Source organism: [Mannheimia] succiniciproducens MBEL55E, assembly GCF_000007745.1.
GTDB classification, from domain to species: domain Bacteria; phylum Pseudomonadota; class Gammaproteobacteria; order Enterobacterales; family Pasteurellaceae; genus Basfia; species Basfia succiniciproducens.
Window position 1 is genome coordinate 1,108,601 of record NC_006300.1, and the last position, 16,803, is coordinate 1,125,403.

The 16,803-nt window shown below is 41.6% G+C and carries 11 protein-coding genes and 1 pseudogene; 3 read left to right on the plus strand and 9 right to left on the minus strand.

The genetic code is table 11. The annotated features are described in order from the left end of the window. Nucleotides 1–15: 15 nt before the first annotated feature. From glgX to glnS, 6 genes are all read right to left on the minus strand, one after another. Nucleotides 16–2,001, minus strand: a complete 1,986-nt coding sequence (glgX, locus tag MS_RS05165) for a glycogen debranching protein GlgX (protein WP_011200297.1) — start codon at nucleotides 1,999–2,001, stop codon at nucleotides 16–18. A gap of 59 nt (nucleotides 2,002–2,060) precedes the next feature. Then, entirely contained in the window at nucleotides 2,061–4,250 is a 2,190-nt protein-coding gene (gene glgB / locus MS_RS05170) for a 1,4-alpha-glucan branching protein GlgB (RefSeq protein WP_011200298.1), read from the minus strand. 8 nt (nucleotides 4,251–4,258) lie between these two features. Further along, on the minus strand, nucleotides 4,259–6,349 hold the full coding sequence (gene malQ, locus MS_RS05175; RefSeq protein WP_011200299.1) for a 4-alpha-glucanotransferase: 2,091 nt from the start codon (nucleotides 6,347–6,349) through the stop codon (nucleotides 4,259–4,261). A 166-nt stretch (nucleotides 6,350–6,515) separates the two neighbouring features. Then, complete coding sequence (locus MS_RS05180) at nucleotides 6,516–6,956, minus strand: YcgN family cysteine cluster protein (RefSeq protein ID WP_041640187.1); 441 nt, start codon at nucleotides 6,954–6,956, stop codon at nucleotides 6,516–6,518. A gap of 98 nt (nucleotides 6,957–7,054) precedes the next feature. Beyond that, nucleotides 7,055–7,198 carry a hypothetical protein gene (locus tag MS_RS11190; RefSeq protein WP_011200301.1) on the minus strand — a complete coding sequence of 48 codons (144 nt, stop codon included), beginning with the start codon at nucleotides 7,196–7,198 and terminating at the stop codon, nucleotides 7,055–7,057. Next, entirely contained in the window at nucleotides 7,198–8,862 is a 1,665-nt protein-coding gene (glnS, locus tag MS_RS05185) for a glutamine--tRNA ligase (RefSeq protein WP_011200302.1), read from the minus strand. The genes MS_RS11190 and glnS overlap by 1 nt, the downstream gene beginning before the upstream one ends. A gap of 264 nt (nucleotides 8,863–9,126) precedes the next feature. Here glnS and MS_RS05190 point away from each other — a divergent pair, with 264 nt between their 5' ends. The 3 genes from MS_RS05190 (at nucleotide 9,127) to tdeA (ending at nucleotide 13,775) form a co-directional block, all read left to right on the plus strand. Then, nucleotides 9,127–10,311, plus strand: a complete 1,185-nt coding sequence (locus MS_RS05190) for an efflux RND transporter periplasmic adaptor subunit (protein ID WP_011200303.1) — start codon at nucleotides 9,127–9,129, stop codon at nucleotides 10,309–10,311. Nucleotides 10,312–10,333: 22 nt separating this feature from the next. Continuing rightward, nucleotides 10,334–12,265 carry a MacB family efflux pump subunit gene (locus tag MS_RS05195; RefSeq protein WP_011200304.1) on the plus strand — a complete coding sequence of 644 codons (1,932 nt, stop codon included), beginning with the start codon at nucleotides 10,334–10,336 and terminating at the stop codon, nucleotides 12,263–12,265. A gap of 136 nt (nucleotides 12,266–12,401) precedes the next feature. Beyond that, nucleotides 12,402–13,775: a toxin/drug exporter TdeA gene (gene tdeA, locus MS_RS05200; protein WP_011200306.1), complete on the plus strand. Its 1,374-nt coding sequence runs from the start codon at nucleotides 12,402–12,404 to the stop codon at nucleotides 13,773–13,775. Between the two features lie 97 nt (nucleotides 13,776–13,872). On the opposite strand, the pseudogene MS_RS05205 reads toward tdeA, so the two are convergent. From MS_RS05205 to dinB, 3 genes and pseudogenes are all read right to left on the minus strand, one after another. Further along, nucleotides 13,873–14,432: pseudogene (locus MS_RS05205) on the minus strand (elongation factor P hydroxylase). Nucleotides 14,433–14,631: 199 nt separating this feature from the next. Continuing rightward, the gene (gene htpX / locus MS_RS05210; protein ID WP_011200309.1) at nucleotides 14,632–15,486 is read right to left on the minus strand and encodes a protease HtpX; all 855 of its coding nucleotides are present in this window, start codon (nucleotides 15,484–15,486) and stop codon (nucleotides 14,632–14,634) included. Nucleotides 15,487–15,637: 151 nt separating this feature from the next. Further along, the gene (gene dinB / locus MS_RS05215; protein WP_011200310.1) at nucleotides 15,638–16,705 is read right to left on the minus strand and encodes a DNA polymerase IV; all 1,068 of its coding nucleotides are present in this window, start codon (nucleotides 16,703–16,705) and stop codon (nucleotides 15,638–15,640) included. Nucleotides 16,706–16,803: the final 98 nt, after the last annotated feature.

The window sequence follows — 16,803 nt, forward strand, 5'->3', positions numbered from 1 at the left end:
CAATGACATAAATGTCTATAAAATTCTACGTAATAAACAAAATGACAAATTATCTACAATTAACTGATTATTTTGATTCTTACAGCCTGTCATGGAGATTTCCATGTTCCAATCGCCTTCAGGTAAAGAAAAAACCTGAAGTTCCGTTTTAGCATTAACCACGCACAGCCATTGCTCGTCCAATAAGACCTGCAAGGCTTTAGCCCCCCGTTCTTGCCAATCGGATACATTCATTAAAGAACCAAACTCGTTAAACCAACGAACGTTCCCCTCCGTCCACCACTTGTCATTTACCAGGCTTTGGATTCCTTTACGAACAATAATTAATTTCTTTACAATCTCAAATAAATCTAAATTAAAATTACTCCATTTAAGCCAGGTTAATCCGCTATCCTGGCAATAACCGTTGTTATTACCGAATTGCGTATTACCGAACTCGTCCCCGGCTAACAACATCGGGGTACCATTGGAAAGTAATAAGCTACAAAGCAGACTTTGACTACTCAAAATTCGGGCATTTTCTACCGCAGTTTTTTGAGGTTCATCAAGCCCGTCCGTAGAGCCTTCTATGCCATGATTATGGCTATAGTTTTCATTACGCCCGTCACGATTGTCTTCTCCGTTTGCATTATTGTGCTTATGGTTATAACTGACTAAATCACGTAATGTGAAACCGTCATGGGCAGTAATAAAATTCACTGAATTATGAGGATATTTTCCCTCTTGTTTAAAAATATCGGCGGAACCGGCAAACCGTTCGGCAAAAGCGCCCAGCTCACCGCTTTGCCATAACCAGAAACGGTTTATGTCGTCACGAAAACGATCATTCCATTCCGCAAAAAACGGAGGGAAATTCCCCATTTGATAACCGTCTTCGCCCATATCCCAAGGTTCGGCAATAAATTTCGTATTTTTAAAGCCGGAAATTAATCTCATGGCCTTAAACAATTCCGAATGAGCCTTATATGCCGGCGTTTCGCGTCCCAAATTAGTGGCGAGATCAAAACGAAATCCGTCAATATGGTATTCTTCAACCCAATAGCGCAGGCAATCGATTGCCCAACGTCGCATATAAGGGTGCGCTAAATGCAATAAATTTCCGCAACCGCTCCAGTTTAAATAATTACCCTGTGCATCGGACCAATAATAGGTTTGTTCATCGATTCCCCGGTATGAAAAAGTCGGAAAGTCACGCTCCGATTCCGCGCTATGGTTGAAAACCATATCAAGAATCACTTCTATACCCGCTTGATGCAAAGTTTTAACCATAGTTTTGAATTCATGCACCGGATCTTCCGTTGCTGCATATTGAGGTTCAACGGCAAACATCGCCATCGGATTATAACCCCAATAATTGCTAATTCCCCGCTCTTGCAAATGCGATTCACTGATTGAAAAATTAATCGGCAGCAATTCAACCGCCGTAATCCCTAATTCCTTCAAGTAGGCGATAACGGAAGGATGAGCCAAGGCACTGTAAGTACCGCGAATTTCTTCCGGTAAATCCGCACGTAATTTGCTGAAACCTTTCACATGCAATTCATAAATTATTGTCTCCGTCCAAGGAATATTGAGAGGTTTATCCTGTTCCCAATCAAATTCGCCGTCAATAATAATAGATTTAGGTGCAATTTTGCTGTTATCCCGCTCATCGGATAATAAATACCATGCCTGATTTTCTTTGCTGGTTAAATCCGGTTTACCCACGACCATTTTGGCATAAGGGTCCAGCATTAACTTTTTCGGGTTATGTCGTTCGTCGCCATGAATGCGGAAACCATATTTAGTGCCTAAAGGCACATTAGGTACCCAAATATGAAAAATATCGTCTGTTTTATCTAAAATAGGGAAACGTACTTCTCTGCCGGAATTATCAAACAAACATAATTCTATAGCTCTCGCACTGGCAGAAAAAATTGAAAAATTTACGCCCTTTGTTCCATTTACTTCAACTAAAGTCGCCCCTAAGGGATAAGGCTTTCCTGTTTGATTTTTCAACATTTTAACACCTCAAGACAGGTCTGCTTATACGCATAAACAGACCCTTCATCTAAGTTAAATTATTTTTTCAAACGTAGATACACCGTTGCCAACGGTGGGACCATAACGGAAATAGATTGTGCTTTGCCATGATTTTCTATCTCTTCCGCTATCACTTCGCCGTAATTGCCTAAATTTGATCCTTTATAATAGGCCGAATCCGTATTGAGAATTTCTTCATATTTACCTGGTTCGTTGACACCGATACGGTAATTATCCCGCGGAACCGGCGTGAAATTACTGACCACAATAATCACTTCACCGGACTTGCTACGGCGCTCAAAGGCAAACACCGAATTCTGGTTATCGTCAACCACAAGCCATTCAAACCCTTGCGGATTGGTATCCAATTCAAAAAGTGCGGTCTGATTTTGGTAAGTTTTGTTCAAATCTTTCACTAAGCGTTGAACGCCGCTATGCCAGCCGCCGCCCTGACCGTCATCCAACAAGAACCAATCTAAACTTTCCTGATAATTCCATTCGCGACCTTGAGCGAATTCATTACCCATAAATAATAATTTTTTGCCTGGGAACGCCCACATGTAACCGTAATAAGCACGCAAATTGGCGAATTTTTGCCAAGTGTCACCGGACATTTTAGTAATTAACGAACCTTTGCCGTGCACCACTTCATCATGGGATAACGGCAACACAAAGTTTTCCGAATATTGATACAACATAGCAAAGGTCATTTTACCGTGATGATATTGACGATACACCGGATCCAGTTTCATGTATTCTAATGTGTCGTTCATCCAGCCCATATTCCATTTATAATGGAAACCTAAGCCGCCGTGTTCAGGCGGTAAGGTCACGCCCGGAAACGAAGTGGATTCCTCGGCAATCGCCGCCACACCCGGTAATTCCGTGCCGAGTACGTAATTGGTATGTTTTAAGAATTCAATAGCTTCAAGATTTTCACGCCCGCCGTATTGGTTTGGTACCCATTCTCCGTCCCGGCGACTGTAATCGCGATAAATCATAGATGCCACCGCATCAACCCGTAAACCATCTAAACCGAAACGTTCCACCCAATATAATGCGTTGCCGGATAAATAATTTTTTACTTCATGGCGGCCATAATTATAAATTAAGGTATTCCAGTCTTGATGATAACCTTCTTTCGGATCGGCGTATTCATACAACGAAGTGCCGTCAAATGCCGCTAAACCGTGGGTATCGCTTGGGAAATGACCTGGTACCCAGTCTAAAATCACATTAATACCGGATTCGTGAGCTTTTTCAATTAAGCGTTTGAAACCGTCCGGCGTACCGAAACGGCTTGTCGGCGCATATAACCCCAAAGGCTGATAACCCCAGGAACCGTCAAAAGGATATTCGGAAATCGGTAATAATTCGATATGAGTAAATCCCATTTCTTTCACATAAGGAATTAATTCGTCCGCAATTTCATCATAATCCAACCAGAAATTATTCTCTAAATTACGTCGCCACGAACCTAAATGCACTTCATAAATGGAAATAGGTTTGTCGGATTGGTTCGCCGCACGGCGTTTTTCCGTCATTTCAACGATTTCCGGAAGCGCACTGACCTGTGATGCCGTATCCGGACGTAATTGGGCGGCAAAGGCATAAGGGTCGGCTTTTAATCTAAGCTGATTATTGCTGTCGATAAGCTCGAATTTATACAGTTGACCTAAGGCGACTTTCGGTAAAAATAATTCCCAGATTCCGCTCGCCGGGTGAAAACGCATCGGATGTCTTCTACCGTCCCAATAGTTAAAATCACCTACTACGGAAACCCGTTTTGCATTAGGCGCCCACACTCTAAAATTTACCCCTGCCACATTATCATATTCAACAAAATGAGCGCCGAGTACTTCATAAGGACGCAAATGCGAACCTTCCGCCAATAACCAATTGTCTAATTCATTAATCATAGGATGGAAACGATAAGGATCTTCCAGAATTTGCGACTCTTTGCCCCAATAAACTTGTAGTTCATAAGCAAAAAATTGATTCGCTTTCGGCACAATAGCATTGAAGAACCCCCGTTCATCAACTAATTCCAATTCAACAACAGCTTTATGCGTTTCCTTATCAATCACAATTACCCGATGCGCTTCAGGTAATAATACTCTGATTTCAATCCCGTTATGGGTTTCATGCATACCTAAAACAGCAAAAGGATCTGAATGCGTGCCGTCAAAGAAGGCATCAATCACAGATTGTGCAACTAATTTTTTCATATTATCTCCTATGATTTTGGTTGCGAACGAGCATAATTAATTGTTTTAAGTAAAGCTATAATTCGTTCATCATTAAAAATATCGTCTAAATTTACCGCTAATTTTTTACGCCAGTTGGGATATTCCGTAGACGTACCCGGCAAATTAAAAGAAACTTCTTGGTTTAATAAGTTCTCTAGCTGGACACCGACCAATTGGCTCGCGCTTTCCGCCAAATAACGGTGAATCACTAAATTTAAATTATCGTGCATTGCCATGTTTAGTGCGTCGCCTTGATAATCCGCCGGCAAATACCCATCTAAACGTAAACGGTCTAACAAGGCTTGCTTATCGGTGAGGCGCTGATCATATTTTGCTTTTAATAAATCATCTTTCAACACATCTAACTGTGCAAAAAGGGCTAAATCCCGACAATGCCAAAAACCGGCTAAAGACGGTACATCATGAGTGCCGATAGTAGCAAACGCGTTAACCGGAAAATCTTTACCTTGCGGGAATTCACCGTTTTGATTGGAAAAATAAACAACAAAATAAGATAAAATTTGAAATTCTTTCAATTTCGACCGCACTTCGTCAGGCACGGTACCCAAATCTTCACCGATAATAAGGCATTGATTGCGTTGGCTTTCAATAGCAAGAATCGCCATTAATTCATTGAACGGATAATGTACATAAACACCGTCTGCAGCGGTTTTGCCTTCCGGGATCAACCATAAGCGAAATAAACCCATCACATGATCAATGCGCAAAACGCCGAAATGTCGCATATTGGCGCGCAACATATCAATAACGGGTTGGAAACCACGACGTTTTAACTGATTCGGATTGTAAGGCGGCAAATTCCAGTTTTGTCCTACCGGGCCTAATGGATCCGGCGGAGCCCCGACGGAAGCGTTAATGCAATATAATTTTTGATCAGACCACACATCGGAACTGCCTCTTGAACTATTGACCGCTAAATCGCCGTATATGCCTAACTGCATACCTTCGGTTAAACAAAGAGATTCCGCTTCGGCAAGCTGTTGTTCTGCCAACCATTGTTGCCAGGCATAAAAATAAACTTGTTTTTGGTGTTCTTTTAGCAAGGCTTTGCGTTTTTTCGACGTTAAATGCTGCCATTCCTTTCGCCAACCTAACCAACCGATTTGATTTTCATTTTCCGGTAAATCAACGTGTTCAATACTATCCAGCACATTGAATAAACCTTGATATAACAAGGCTTCGCCTTGATTTTCTACAAAAACGTTAAATTCAGTGCGCCGTGCCGCAATTTGTGCGGATTTACTGCGATTAAAGAAATCAAATAGTAACGCAAGCGCGCTTTGTTTTAATTGATTGACTGTCGCATAGTCCACTAATTCGGCTTTGCGCAATTGTTCTATTTGCTCATTATGTTCAACTCGCCACTTTTTAGCTAATTTAGATAAGGTATATTCCGGTAAGCTTTCAATATCAAGATAAATACAGTTTAACCAGCGACGAGAAGACGAACTGTAAGGGCTAGCCCATTCGGGTACCGCAGGGTAAACCAAATGTAGCGGGTTAATACCGATAAAATCCGCACCGAATTTGACCGCACTTTTAATTAAATTACGCAAATCGGCAAAATCGCCTATCCCCCAATTGCGGGTTGAGCGCAAACTATATAATTGAACGTTTAGCCCCCATGCTTTTTTACGTTCTAACAAGGGTGGTTGATACGCGGTTGAGGGTTGAACTAAAAGTCGAATACGATATTCGGCATCATTACATTTTAGTTTTAACAGATAATAGCCGGCTTCAAGGGGCGGCAAAGAAAGGGATTTTGGGTCAGAGAGAGTTTGTACGCCACAAAGTTTATTTTGTTCATCGAATAGTTGATATTCGCAGGCAGAGGGAGATAAAGCAAGACGTTGGAATTCATAGATTGCGCGCTCTTGCGCATTCATCACAAAAACATCATGAAACTGCTTAGTACTTTTGTTCTTGCCGTCGGGCGAAGGTTGAAAAAGTGCGGTAAAATACTGCAATGTTTCTTCTTTTGCCTGAATCAGGCGCCCCTCTATATCGTAATAAGATAAGGCAATGCCTAATTGCGCCGCTTGTTGTAATTCGCTCATAATACCACCTCATTGCCGCTTACTCACTCGACAATATAGTTATATCTTATACAAGCAAACGATAAACTCAATCTATTTTAGTTGGTTATGTGATCTAACTCAAATTACATTTTAATAAAGGCAGTTAAATATCGCTAATTTATCAAATTCAATTAAATACAATGCGTTATTCTTCATCAATGACAAATTCAAACCAATCAATAACCTCTTTTTCATGAATACCGTTTTTAATTAAAATATCCGCTTCAATTACGGATTCCGCTCTACCTGAAATTAGCGGATGCCAGTCAAATAAAGGTTTATTTTCATATAATAAACGATAAGCGCAGGTTTTTGGTAACCAACCGAAATCGGGCAGGTTTTTCTTCGTTAATTTCGTACAATCCCGCTCCAGTTTAAAGCGGTTGGCATAATCCCGGCACTTTCCGGTTTCACAATCTAATAAATTGCAGGCAACACGAGTAAAATACAAACGTTCCCGTCTGCCTCCGCCCTCAATAAATTTACGATAACAGCATTTACCACAGCCGTCGCATAGGGCTTCCCACTCTTTTTCGTTCATTTCAAGGAGCGATTTATGTTTCCAAAATTCCCGATCTAATTGCATAATTTTTACTAAATGAAAAATAAAAAACGACAAAAGTGCGGTCAAAATTTTTAAAATTTCCACCGCACTTTATATTAGAACCGATTATTCGTTATTTATTATTTGTTGATAGATAACGAATCGGTATTGTGATCGTATTTCAAACCGGAATTAGAACCTTCCGAACCGTTGAAATAGATGTCTTTATTTGCACAAGCCGTTACAAAAGTTGCGGCGAGCATGACGAGAAACAATTTTTTCATTAAAAACCTTCTTTTAAACTTACGGTTAAATTAAATACTAAATTGCCTGCTTTACTATCTTTGTTATCCGCACAATAATAGCCTTCGCGTTCAAACTGATACGCTTTTTCCGGCTCGGCGTTAGCCAGACTCATTTCAACTACGCCATGTTTCACAACTAAAGATTCAGGATTCATAGCGGCTAAAATATCTTCTTCCGCCCCCGGATTCGGCACATTGAACAAACGCCCGTAGACACGGAATTCTGCAGGTAAATTTTCCGTTGCGGACACCCAATGGATCACGCCTTTCACTTTGCGGCCGTCCGCCGGGTTTTTGCCTAACGTTTCAGGATCATAAGAACAATAAACGGTGGTAATACCGCCTTGTTCGTCTTTTTCCACGCGTTCCGCTTTAATGACATAAGCATGACGTAAACGCACTTCTTTGCCTAATACTAAGCGTTTATATTGTTTGTTGGCCTCTTCACGAAAATCCGCCTGATCAATATAAATTTCTTTCGTAAACGACATTTCATGGGTGCCTAATTCCGGATAATTAGGATGATTCGGCGCAGTTAATACTTCTTTTTCAGTGAAGTTTTCAATCACGATACGCAGCGGATTCAACACCGCCATGGCTCGTGGCGCATTCCTATTTAAGTCGTCTCGAATGCAGCTTTCTAATGCGCTGAACTCCACTACGTTATCCTGCTTGGTCACCCCGATACGGCGACAGAATTCACGTAATGCGGCCGGTGTATAACCGCGACGTCGCAAACCGGAAATAGTCGGCATACGCGGATCGTTCCAACCGTCCACCGCACCTTCCGCGACCAATTTTAATAATTTGCGCTTAGAAGTTAATGTGCCTTCTAAATTTAAACGTGAAAATTCATATTGATGCGGCAGCGGACGCTCAATTGAAATATGCTCCAACACCCAGTCGTATAAACGGCGGTTATCCTGGAACTCCAGTGTACATAACGAATGTGTAATGCGTTCAATAGCATCGGAAATGCAATGAGTGAAATCGTACATCGGATAAATACACCATTTGTCGCCGGTTTGGTGATGGCTGGCAAATTTCACACGATAAAGCACGGGATCGCGCATTACCATAAACGGAGACGCCATATCGATTTTTGCACGTAAACAAGCCGCACCTTCTGCAAATTCGCCGTTTTTCATTTTTTCAAACAAATTCAGATTTTCTTCAATACTGCGGTCACGATACGGGCTGTTTTTGCCCGGTTCGGTTAACGTGCCGCGGTATTCGCGCATTTGTTCCGGCGACAGTTCATCCACATAAGCCATGCCTTTCTCTATTAATTCGATGGCATAGCCGTAAAGCTGGTCAAAATAATCCGACGCATAATGAGGCTCACCTTCCCATTTGAACCCTAACCATTCCACATCCTGTTTGATTGAATCTACATATTCCACATCTTCTTTCACCGGATTGGTATCGTCAAAACGCAAATTACATTTGCCCTGATAATCCTGCGCAATACCAAAGTTTAAACAAATGGATTTCGCATGACCGATATGCAAATAGCCGTTCGGTTCCGGCGGAAAACGCGTGTAAACGTTATTATGTTTACCTGAAGCCAAATCTTCATCAATAATTTGACGGATAAAGTTTGTCGGGCGGGTTTCTTCGATAAGAATTTCGTTATTATTCATCTATCTCTCACTAATCGTCTTTTGATTAAAAGTTCCGTTCATTCTACACTGTTTGGGCGCAGAACAAAAGCGGCGACAAACGTATTCAAAATGAAGAGTTCCGTCGTTTATCCTTTCATACATTAAGATTAGAGTTATTTTTACTTTGGTGATAAAATCTTCCGCTGTTTACCAGACAATCTGTATTCTTAGTTCTTAAGAAATACTTAATAATCGTTTACTACACTTTCCAGACGAACCAACTAATAGAAATTATAGGAAATTATGAAGAAAAAAGTTTTAGCCATTGCAGTACTTGCGGCGTTAATTGCCGGCGGTGCCTATTATTTTATGAACGGAAGCAAAAAAGCGCCGACCTATTTAACTGAAGACGTGCAACGTTCCAATGTTGAAAAAACCGTCGTAGCATCCGGCTCTATCGAAAGCTCAAATGAAGTTGACGTCGGTGCGCAGGTTTCGGGAAAAGTCGTCAAACTTTATGTAACTTTAGGTCAGGAGGTGAAAAAAGGCGATAAAATTGCCGATATTGACTCCACAACCCAGATTAACAGCTTAAATACTGCTAAAGCGGCGCTTGCCAGCTATCAGGCTCAGTTAAAAGCCAAACAAACCGGCTATAATGTTGCGCTTTCCAGTTATAATCGATTATCCAAATTATATACACAACAATCCACTTCTTTAGATAATTTAAACAGTGCCAAAAATACCTTAGATGCGGCAAAAGCGGAAGTGGACGCCTTAAAAGAATCCATCAAACAAGCGGAAATTCAGGTTAATACGGCGGAAACCAATGTGGATTACACCAAAATCACCTCGCCTATCGACGGCACGGTGATTTCTACGCCGGTTTCCGAAGGTCAAACAGTTAACGCAAATCAAACCACCCCGACTATCGTCACCGTTGCCAATCTTGATAAAATGCTGATTAAACCTGAAATTTCCGAAGGTGATATCACCAAGGTTAAAGCCGGTCAGCAGGTAACTTTTACTATTTTATCCGACAGCACAACAACCTATGATGCCGTCATCGACAGTGTTGATCCCGCCACCACAACCACAACGGACGCAAGTGCGACTTCAAGCGCTAGTAGCAGTTCGTCTTCTTCATCTTCTACTTCGGCGGTATATTATTATGCCAATATGGCGGTAGATAACCCTAACCGCGTATTACGGATCGGCATGACCACCGAAAACACCATTAAAATTGCCCGTGCGGAAAACGTCTTAACCGTCTCTAATATGGCGTTAAAAAAGCAAGATAACAAATATTATGTGAATGTCCTTAATGCTCAAAATCAGCCGGAACGCCGCGAAGTGCAAGTTGGTGTACAGGACGATTTTCATACTGAAATTAAATCCGGTTTAACGGAAAGTGATAAAGTTATCCTGTCACAAATAGAAGACGGCGAAAAGGTCGGTAATTTAGGCCGCGGACCTCGAATGTTTTAGCTAAAAGTGCGGTGAAATTTTAATGAATATTATTGAAATTAAAGAACTTAATCGTTATTTCGGTGAAGGTGAAAACACCGTTCACGTATTAAAAAATATTTCCGTGAATATTGAAAAAGGCGATTTTGTTGCAATTATCGGTCAATCCGGTTCGGGCAAATCCACTCTGATGAATATCATCGGTTGTTTGGATACCGCAACCAGCGGTTCTTATAAAATCGACGGTAAGGAAACCAATGAATTAACCTCCGATCAACTTTCTGATTTGCGCAGCCAAAAATTCGGTTTTATTTTTCAACGTTATAACCTGCTATCCGCCTTAACCGCGGCTGAAAATGTAGCGCTACCCGCCATTTATGCGGGAAAATCGCAAAGTGAGCGTCTTGCTCGAGCAGAAGAATTATTAAAAAAATTAGGTTTGGACGGCAAAGAAAAAAATAAACCCAGCGAACTTTCCGGCGGTCAGCAGCAACGGGTCAGTATCGCCCGCGCATTAATGAACGGTGGAGAAATCATCCTTGCCGATGAACCGACCGGTGCGCTGGATTCTCACAGCGGTGAAAACGTATTGGAAATCCTCCGCCAACTGCACAGCGAAGGGCACACCATTATTATGGTAACCCATGATAAAAACATTGCCGCCAGTGCAAACCGTATTATTGAAATTAAAGACGGCGAAATTATTGATGATACACAAAAGCATCCGGTGCAAAATACTGTCAATAATCAGTCTAAAGCGAAATCCCGTTTTGGTTTCAGCAAAGATCAGTTGATGGAAGCCTTTCAAATGTCGGTCAGTGCCATTATCGCCCATAAAATGCGTTCCTTGCTGACCATGCTTGGGATCATCATAGGTATTACCTCTGTGGTTTCCGTGGTGGCGCTGGGAAACGGTTCGCAACAAAAAATTCTGTCCAATATTAGCGGACTTGGTACCAATACCATGACCATTTTTAACGGTACCGGCTTTGGTGACCGACGTGCGGAACAAATGCAGAACCTCACCGTAAACGATGCGAATGCGCTGGCTAAACAAAGTTATGTGCAAAACGTGACGCCAAACAGCTCCTCCAGCGGGTTGTTAATTTACGGCAATCAGTCGTTCACCTCCACTAATTTAAAAGGTATCGGCGAACAGTATTTTGACGTGGAAGGAATGACATTAAAACAAGGGCGTTCCATTACCGCGCAAGAAGTAAGAGACAACGCGCAAGTGGCGTTATTAGACGAAAGTTCGAAAAAATCAATTTTTCCGAACGACAACCCTATCGACAAAATCGTGATGTTTGCAAAACGCCCGTTCCGCATTATAGGCGTGGTTGCCGATCGCCAAATGGGCGCCGCCAGTAGCTCATTGAATATTTACGCCCCTTATACAACTGTGATGAACAAAGTCACCGGCGGCACCAAAATCGATTCGATTACAGTGAAAATTGCCGATAACGTCAATACGGCGGTGGCTGAAAAAAGTCTAACGGAATATTTAACCGTACGTCATGGTAAAAAAGATTTCTTTATTATGAATAGTGATACCATTAAGCAAACCATTGAAAGCACCACGGGCACCATGAAACTGCTAATTTCCTCTATCGCTTTCATTTCCCTTATTGTCGGCGGTATCGGGGTGATGAATATTATGTTGGTATCGGTAACCGAACGGACAAAAGAAATCGGCGTACGTATGGCAATCGGTGCGCGTAAAAGCAATATTCTGCAGCAATTTTTAATCGAAGCCATATTAATTTGTATGATTGGCGGGATTTCAGGAATTATGCTTTCCCTGATTATCGGCGGTATATTTAATGTCTTTATGACTGATTTTACCATGGTATTTTCCACCTTCTCCATTGTGGCGGCGGTGCTTTGCTCAACCTTAATCGGAGTAATTTTCGGTTATATGCCGGCAAAAAATGCCGCTCAATTAGATCCGATTACCGCTTTAGCACGCGAATAGTAGCAAAAAATAAAAATTCTGTTACAATATCGCACAAACTGAACGATCGTTCATTTATAAAAATTTAAGTATCAAAGTGCGGTCAAAATTTTTGAATTTTTTTGACCGCACTTTTCCACTAAAAAGGAAATAATTAATGTTAAAAATCAATAAATTAGCCCTAGCTGTGGTTCTTTCGACCGCACTTGCGGGCTGTGCCAATCTCGACGATTCATATCAAGCCGCTCAAGACGATTTCAAACAATATGAGGAAGTAACCAAGCAGTTTAATGTGAAAGATAATTGGTGGTCTTTATATAATGACGCTCAGTTAAACCGTGTTGTCGAGCAAGCTTTAGTCAACAACAAAGATCTTGCCAAAGCGGCAATCTCCGTGAACTCGGCGCTTTATCAGGCTAATTTGTTGGGTGCGGATTTAGTACCTAGTTTTAACGGTTCAACCAGCTCATCTGCAAGCCGCCCTATTGACCGTCACGATAATTCCACTATCAGCCACGGCGGCTCATTGAACGTAAGTTATACTTTAGATTTATGGCGCCGTTTGGCGGATGCCGCTTCCGCCGGCGAGTGGAGTTATCAGGCAACGCAACAGGATATGGAAGCAACCCGCCTGTCATTAATTAATTCGGTTGTCGTGACTTATTACCAGATCGCTTATTTAAATGATGCCATTAATGCCACCAACGACACCATTAACTATTATTCGCAAATTAACGGCATTATGCAAAACCGCCTAGCTCAGGGCGTGGAAGACCGCGCAAGCACCGATCAGGCGCAACAAGCGGTTCTCACCGCCCGCAACAGCTTGATTTCATATCAAACGGCGAAAAAAACAGCCGAGCAGACTTTGCGCAATTTATTGAACTTAAAACCAAGCGAACCGTTAAATATCAATTTTCCTAATATTCTTAACGTTCAAACTGCCGGCGTAAACCTGAACGTTCCTGTTTCTACAATCGGTAACCGCCCTGACGTACGCGGCTATTTATACCGTTTAAACAGCGCGTTTAAAGATGCCAAAGCGACACAAAAAAGCTGGTTCCCGGAAATTACCTTGGGTGCAGGATTGTCTTCAAGCGGTACCAGAGTGAATAACGCCTTTAACAACCCGGTTGCAGCCGGTACGATTGGTATCAGCCTGCCGTTCTTAGACTGGAACCATGTAAAATGGAATGTGAAAATTTCGGAAGCCGCCTATGACACAGCGCGTACAAACTACGAACAAAGTATTACCACGGCGTTGAATGAAATCGATACTAATTACTTTGCCTACACCCAAGCGCAGCAAAACTTTACTAACCTGAAACAAAAATACGATTATGATAAACGTATCGCTCAGTACTACAAAAACCGCTATGACGCCGGTGTTTCCGACTTAAAAGACTGGCTTTCCGCAATCAACACCGAACGTGCATCGCAAGTGTCTATTTTGAATGCAAAATACAGTGTTATTCAAAACGAAAACGCCATTTATAGCTCAATGGCGGGTTATTACAGCCCTAAATTCTAATTTTTAATTGAATTAGCGCTATAAAAAAGTGCGGTGAAAATTTCAAAATTTTCGAAATTTTCACCGCACTTTTATTTTTGTAATTTATGCAATAAACCTAAATTTTACCGACATCAAATTTAGCTAAATCAATGCTGTCTTCCGTTCCATAAAATTCAACTAACGCCTTACGTAATATTTCCGCCCGTTTCGGCAAGTAACCGCGATCCGCATACTCTTTTACCTGATTATAAACCGCTTGTTTGAAGGTGCGGTGTCGCCCGGATTGCCGTTTAAATTATCGGCGCTGGCAAAATAACGAAAATCCGCTGCGGTGGCAAGCACCCATTCGATAGCCTGCGGTTTTACTTCAACCCGTTCAAACTCCCGTTGGCGTTGTGTAGAACGCCCGTCCGGCTCATACCAATAACCGAAATCCTCTAATTTTCGGCGCTCCTTACCCGCCACCAACCAATGGGAAATTTCATGCAATGCGCTGCTGTAAAAGCCTCTGGCAAAATAAATTACATTGTAAGGGCGTTCGCTTTTTACTCCGTTTTCATCTAAAAATGCAGGTAAATAAATAGGATATTCGCCGCCTTTTTCTAATTTTGTGTTGTATTCCGATTCAAAACATTGATTAAAAATATTGATAATATCCGTTAAATTATGTTCCATTAATTTATTCCAATTGATCACATGATAAAAATCGCTCAAGGGTAAAACTTTTCGGTAAAAAAATAAACCCTAATTATCAGCTAAATGGCGTTAATTCATTTTAGATCAATAAATTTCCCTAACGATGCCGTTTTCCCATAAAAAGACATAAAAAAAGCACGTAATGTAATAACGTGCTTTCCTTTGAAATTTCAATTAATTATTTGCTTGTTTCCAGCGCTTCAATACGTTTTTCCAGCGGCGGATGGCTCAAAAATAATGACGTGAAACCACCGCGTTTGCCGTTAATGGCAAATGCCGCTAATTTACCGTCCATTTCCTGTGGCTCATGAATAGCCTGCAAACGTTTTAAGGCGGCAATCATTTTTTGTTTACCCGCTAACTCTGCGGAACCCGCATCGGCACGGAACTCCCGGAAACGTGAAAACCACATGGCAATCATACTTGCCAGGAAACCGAAAACCACTTCAAGTACCATAGCCACGAGAAAATAAATACCGGAATTGCTTTCTTCGCTGCTGCGATTATTAGCGACCATTCGCGCAATCATGCGTGCGGCAAAAATAACAAAGGTATTTAGCACGCCTTGCAGTAAAGTCATTGTGACCATGTCACCATTTTTGATATGACTGATTTCATGAGCCAATACGCCCTCCGCTTCATCGCGGGTCATATTATTTAACAGCGCAGTACTGACGGCAACAAGCGAATTGTTTTTACTGGCACCGGTGGCAAAAGCATTCACATCATTAGAATGATAAATTGCTACGTCAGGTTTCGGTAAACCGGCTTTTTCCGCTTGGGAATGTACAGTCTGCAGTAACCAGCGCTCCGTATCGTTACGGGGCTGTTCGATTACTTCCGCACCGGTTGCCGCCAAAGCGGAACGTTTAGACATCAGCAAGGAAATAATAGAACCGGTGAAACCAAATAATGCCGCCATAATTAACAGCCCCATGGCATCCTGACCGCGAATTCCCGTTAAACTCAGGATAATGTTAAATACAATTAACACGGCGGCGTTAGTAGCTAAAAATAAAAGAATTCTCATCATAGGGAATTTTCCTTCATAAAGTTAATAAATAAATGTTAAAGCTTGAAAAGCGTTTACCAAAATAAACGATATTTAGTATAAATACTTTTCTAAAATTTAGTAGTAAATAGTTATTATTTTGTTAAATTCAAGAGTGTCGAGTAACTATTTTTTACCATAAACTCATTTGCTGTTCCGCTTTTTGTTCCGGAATTGTAACCTGCAGTCCAACCAACCTGATTGCCCTCCCCTGCCTGCGTTGCCAGATTTGTCGCAATAAAACGATAAAATTTTCCCGCTTAAATTCCACCGCACTTTTTTCCAGAGTAGTGACCTGAAAGTCTTCAAATTTTAATTTAACACCGAGTTTGCGGAACCGTTCAAAAGGAATATCCGGGCAAGCCCGTTTGATTCGCTGTTCCAAAATAGGATACAGACGTTCTAATTCAACAATCCCTTGCTCAATATCGGTAATATTCCGCAACAAGGTATCTTCCACTCCAACGGATTTACGCTGCCAATGAGACTGCACCTCTCTTTCATCAATACCGTGGCTGTATTGCCAAATGCGCTGACCGAATTTGCCGAACCGATTCAATAAAACCGTTAAATCCAGCTTTTGCACATCCCCGCAGGTTTTTAACCCCATTTGTAATAACTTCTGACCGGTGACTTTACCGACGCCGGGAATTTTACTCAGTGGCAATGTTTTCACAAAATTATCCACTTCACCGGGCGTAATCACGAAAATTCCGTTCGGTTTATTTTGATCCGAGGCGATTTTAGCTAAAAATTTAAGAGGAGCCACTCCGGCTGAAGCTGTTAAGTGTAATTCGTTAAAAATCGCCCGACGGATTTCCTCTGCAATCCAGGTTGCCGATCCCGAACATTGTACGCAATCCGTTACGTCTAAATAAGCTTCGTCTAAAGATAAAGGCTCAATATTATCCGTATAACGATGAAAAATTTGTTTGATTTGATGAGAAACCTGCTTATACAACGTTATATTGACGGGTAACAAAATAAGATCCGGGCAAAGCTTTAATGCCTGCCCCGTCGGCATTGCGCTGTGCAGACCGAATTTACGTGCCGGATAATTGCAAGTGGTCAATACACCCCGCTGTTGAACGCTACCCCCTACCGCAATAGGTTTATCCCTCAGTGCCGGATTCTCCCGCATTTCAACTGCGGCATAAAAGCAATCCATATCAATGTGAATAATTTTACGTAGCTTGTGCATAATTCAATAAAAAAAGTGCGGTCTGTTTTTCAAAAGTTTTATTTAACTTCCCACCATAACCATAGTGCTGATAGTAAAACTTCCGGAAATTTGACCGC

Bases quoted from the DNA above. Each gene is read 5' to 3' on its own strand.
- htpX (WP_011200309.1), bottom strand. From the start codon at position 15,486: ATGATGAGAATTCTTTTATTTTTAGCTACTAACGCCGCCGTGTTAATT.
- tdeA (WP_011200306.1), top strand. From the start codon at position 12,402: ATGTTAAAAATCAATAAATTAGCCCTAGCTGTGGTTCTTTCGACCGCA.
- MS_RS05180 (WP_041640187.1), bottom strand. From the start codon at position 6,956: ATGCAATTAGATCGGGAATTTTGGAAACATAAATCGCTCCTTGAAATG.
- MS_RS05195 (WP_011200304.1), top strand. From the start codon at position 10,334: ATGAATATTATTGAAATTAAAGAACTTAATCGTTATTTCGGTGAAGGT.
- glnS (WP_011200302.1), bottom strand. From the start codon at position 8,862: ATGAATAATAACGAAATTCTTATCGAAGAAACCCGCCCGACAAACTTT.
- dinB (WP_011200310.1), bottom strand. From the start codon at position 16,705: ATGCACAAGCTACGTAAAATTATTCACATTGATATGGATTGCTTTTAT.
- MS_RS05190 (WP_011200303.1), top strand. From the start codon at position 9,127: ATGAAGAAAAAAGTTTTAGCCATTGCAGTACTTGCGGCGTTAATTGCC.
- MS_RS11190 (WP_011200301.1), bottom strand. From the start codon at position 7,198: ATGAAAAAATTGTTTCTCGTCATGCTCGCCGCAACTTTTGTAACGGCT.
- malQ (WP_011200299.1), bottom strand. From the start codon at position 6,349: ATGAGCGAATTACAACAAGCGGCGCAATTAGGCATTGCCTTATCTTAT.
- glgX (WP_011200297.1), bottom strand. From the start codon at position 2,001: ATGTTGAAAAATCAAACAGGAAAGCCTTATCCCTTAGGGGCGACTTTA.
- glgB (WP_011200298.1), bottom strand. From the start codon at position 4,250: ATGAAAAAATTAGTTGCACAATCTGTGATTGATGCCTTCTTTGACGGC.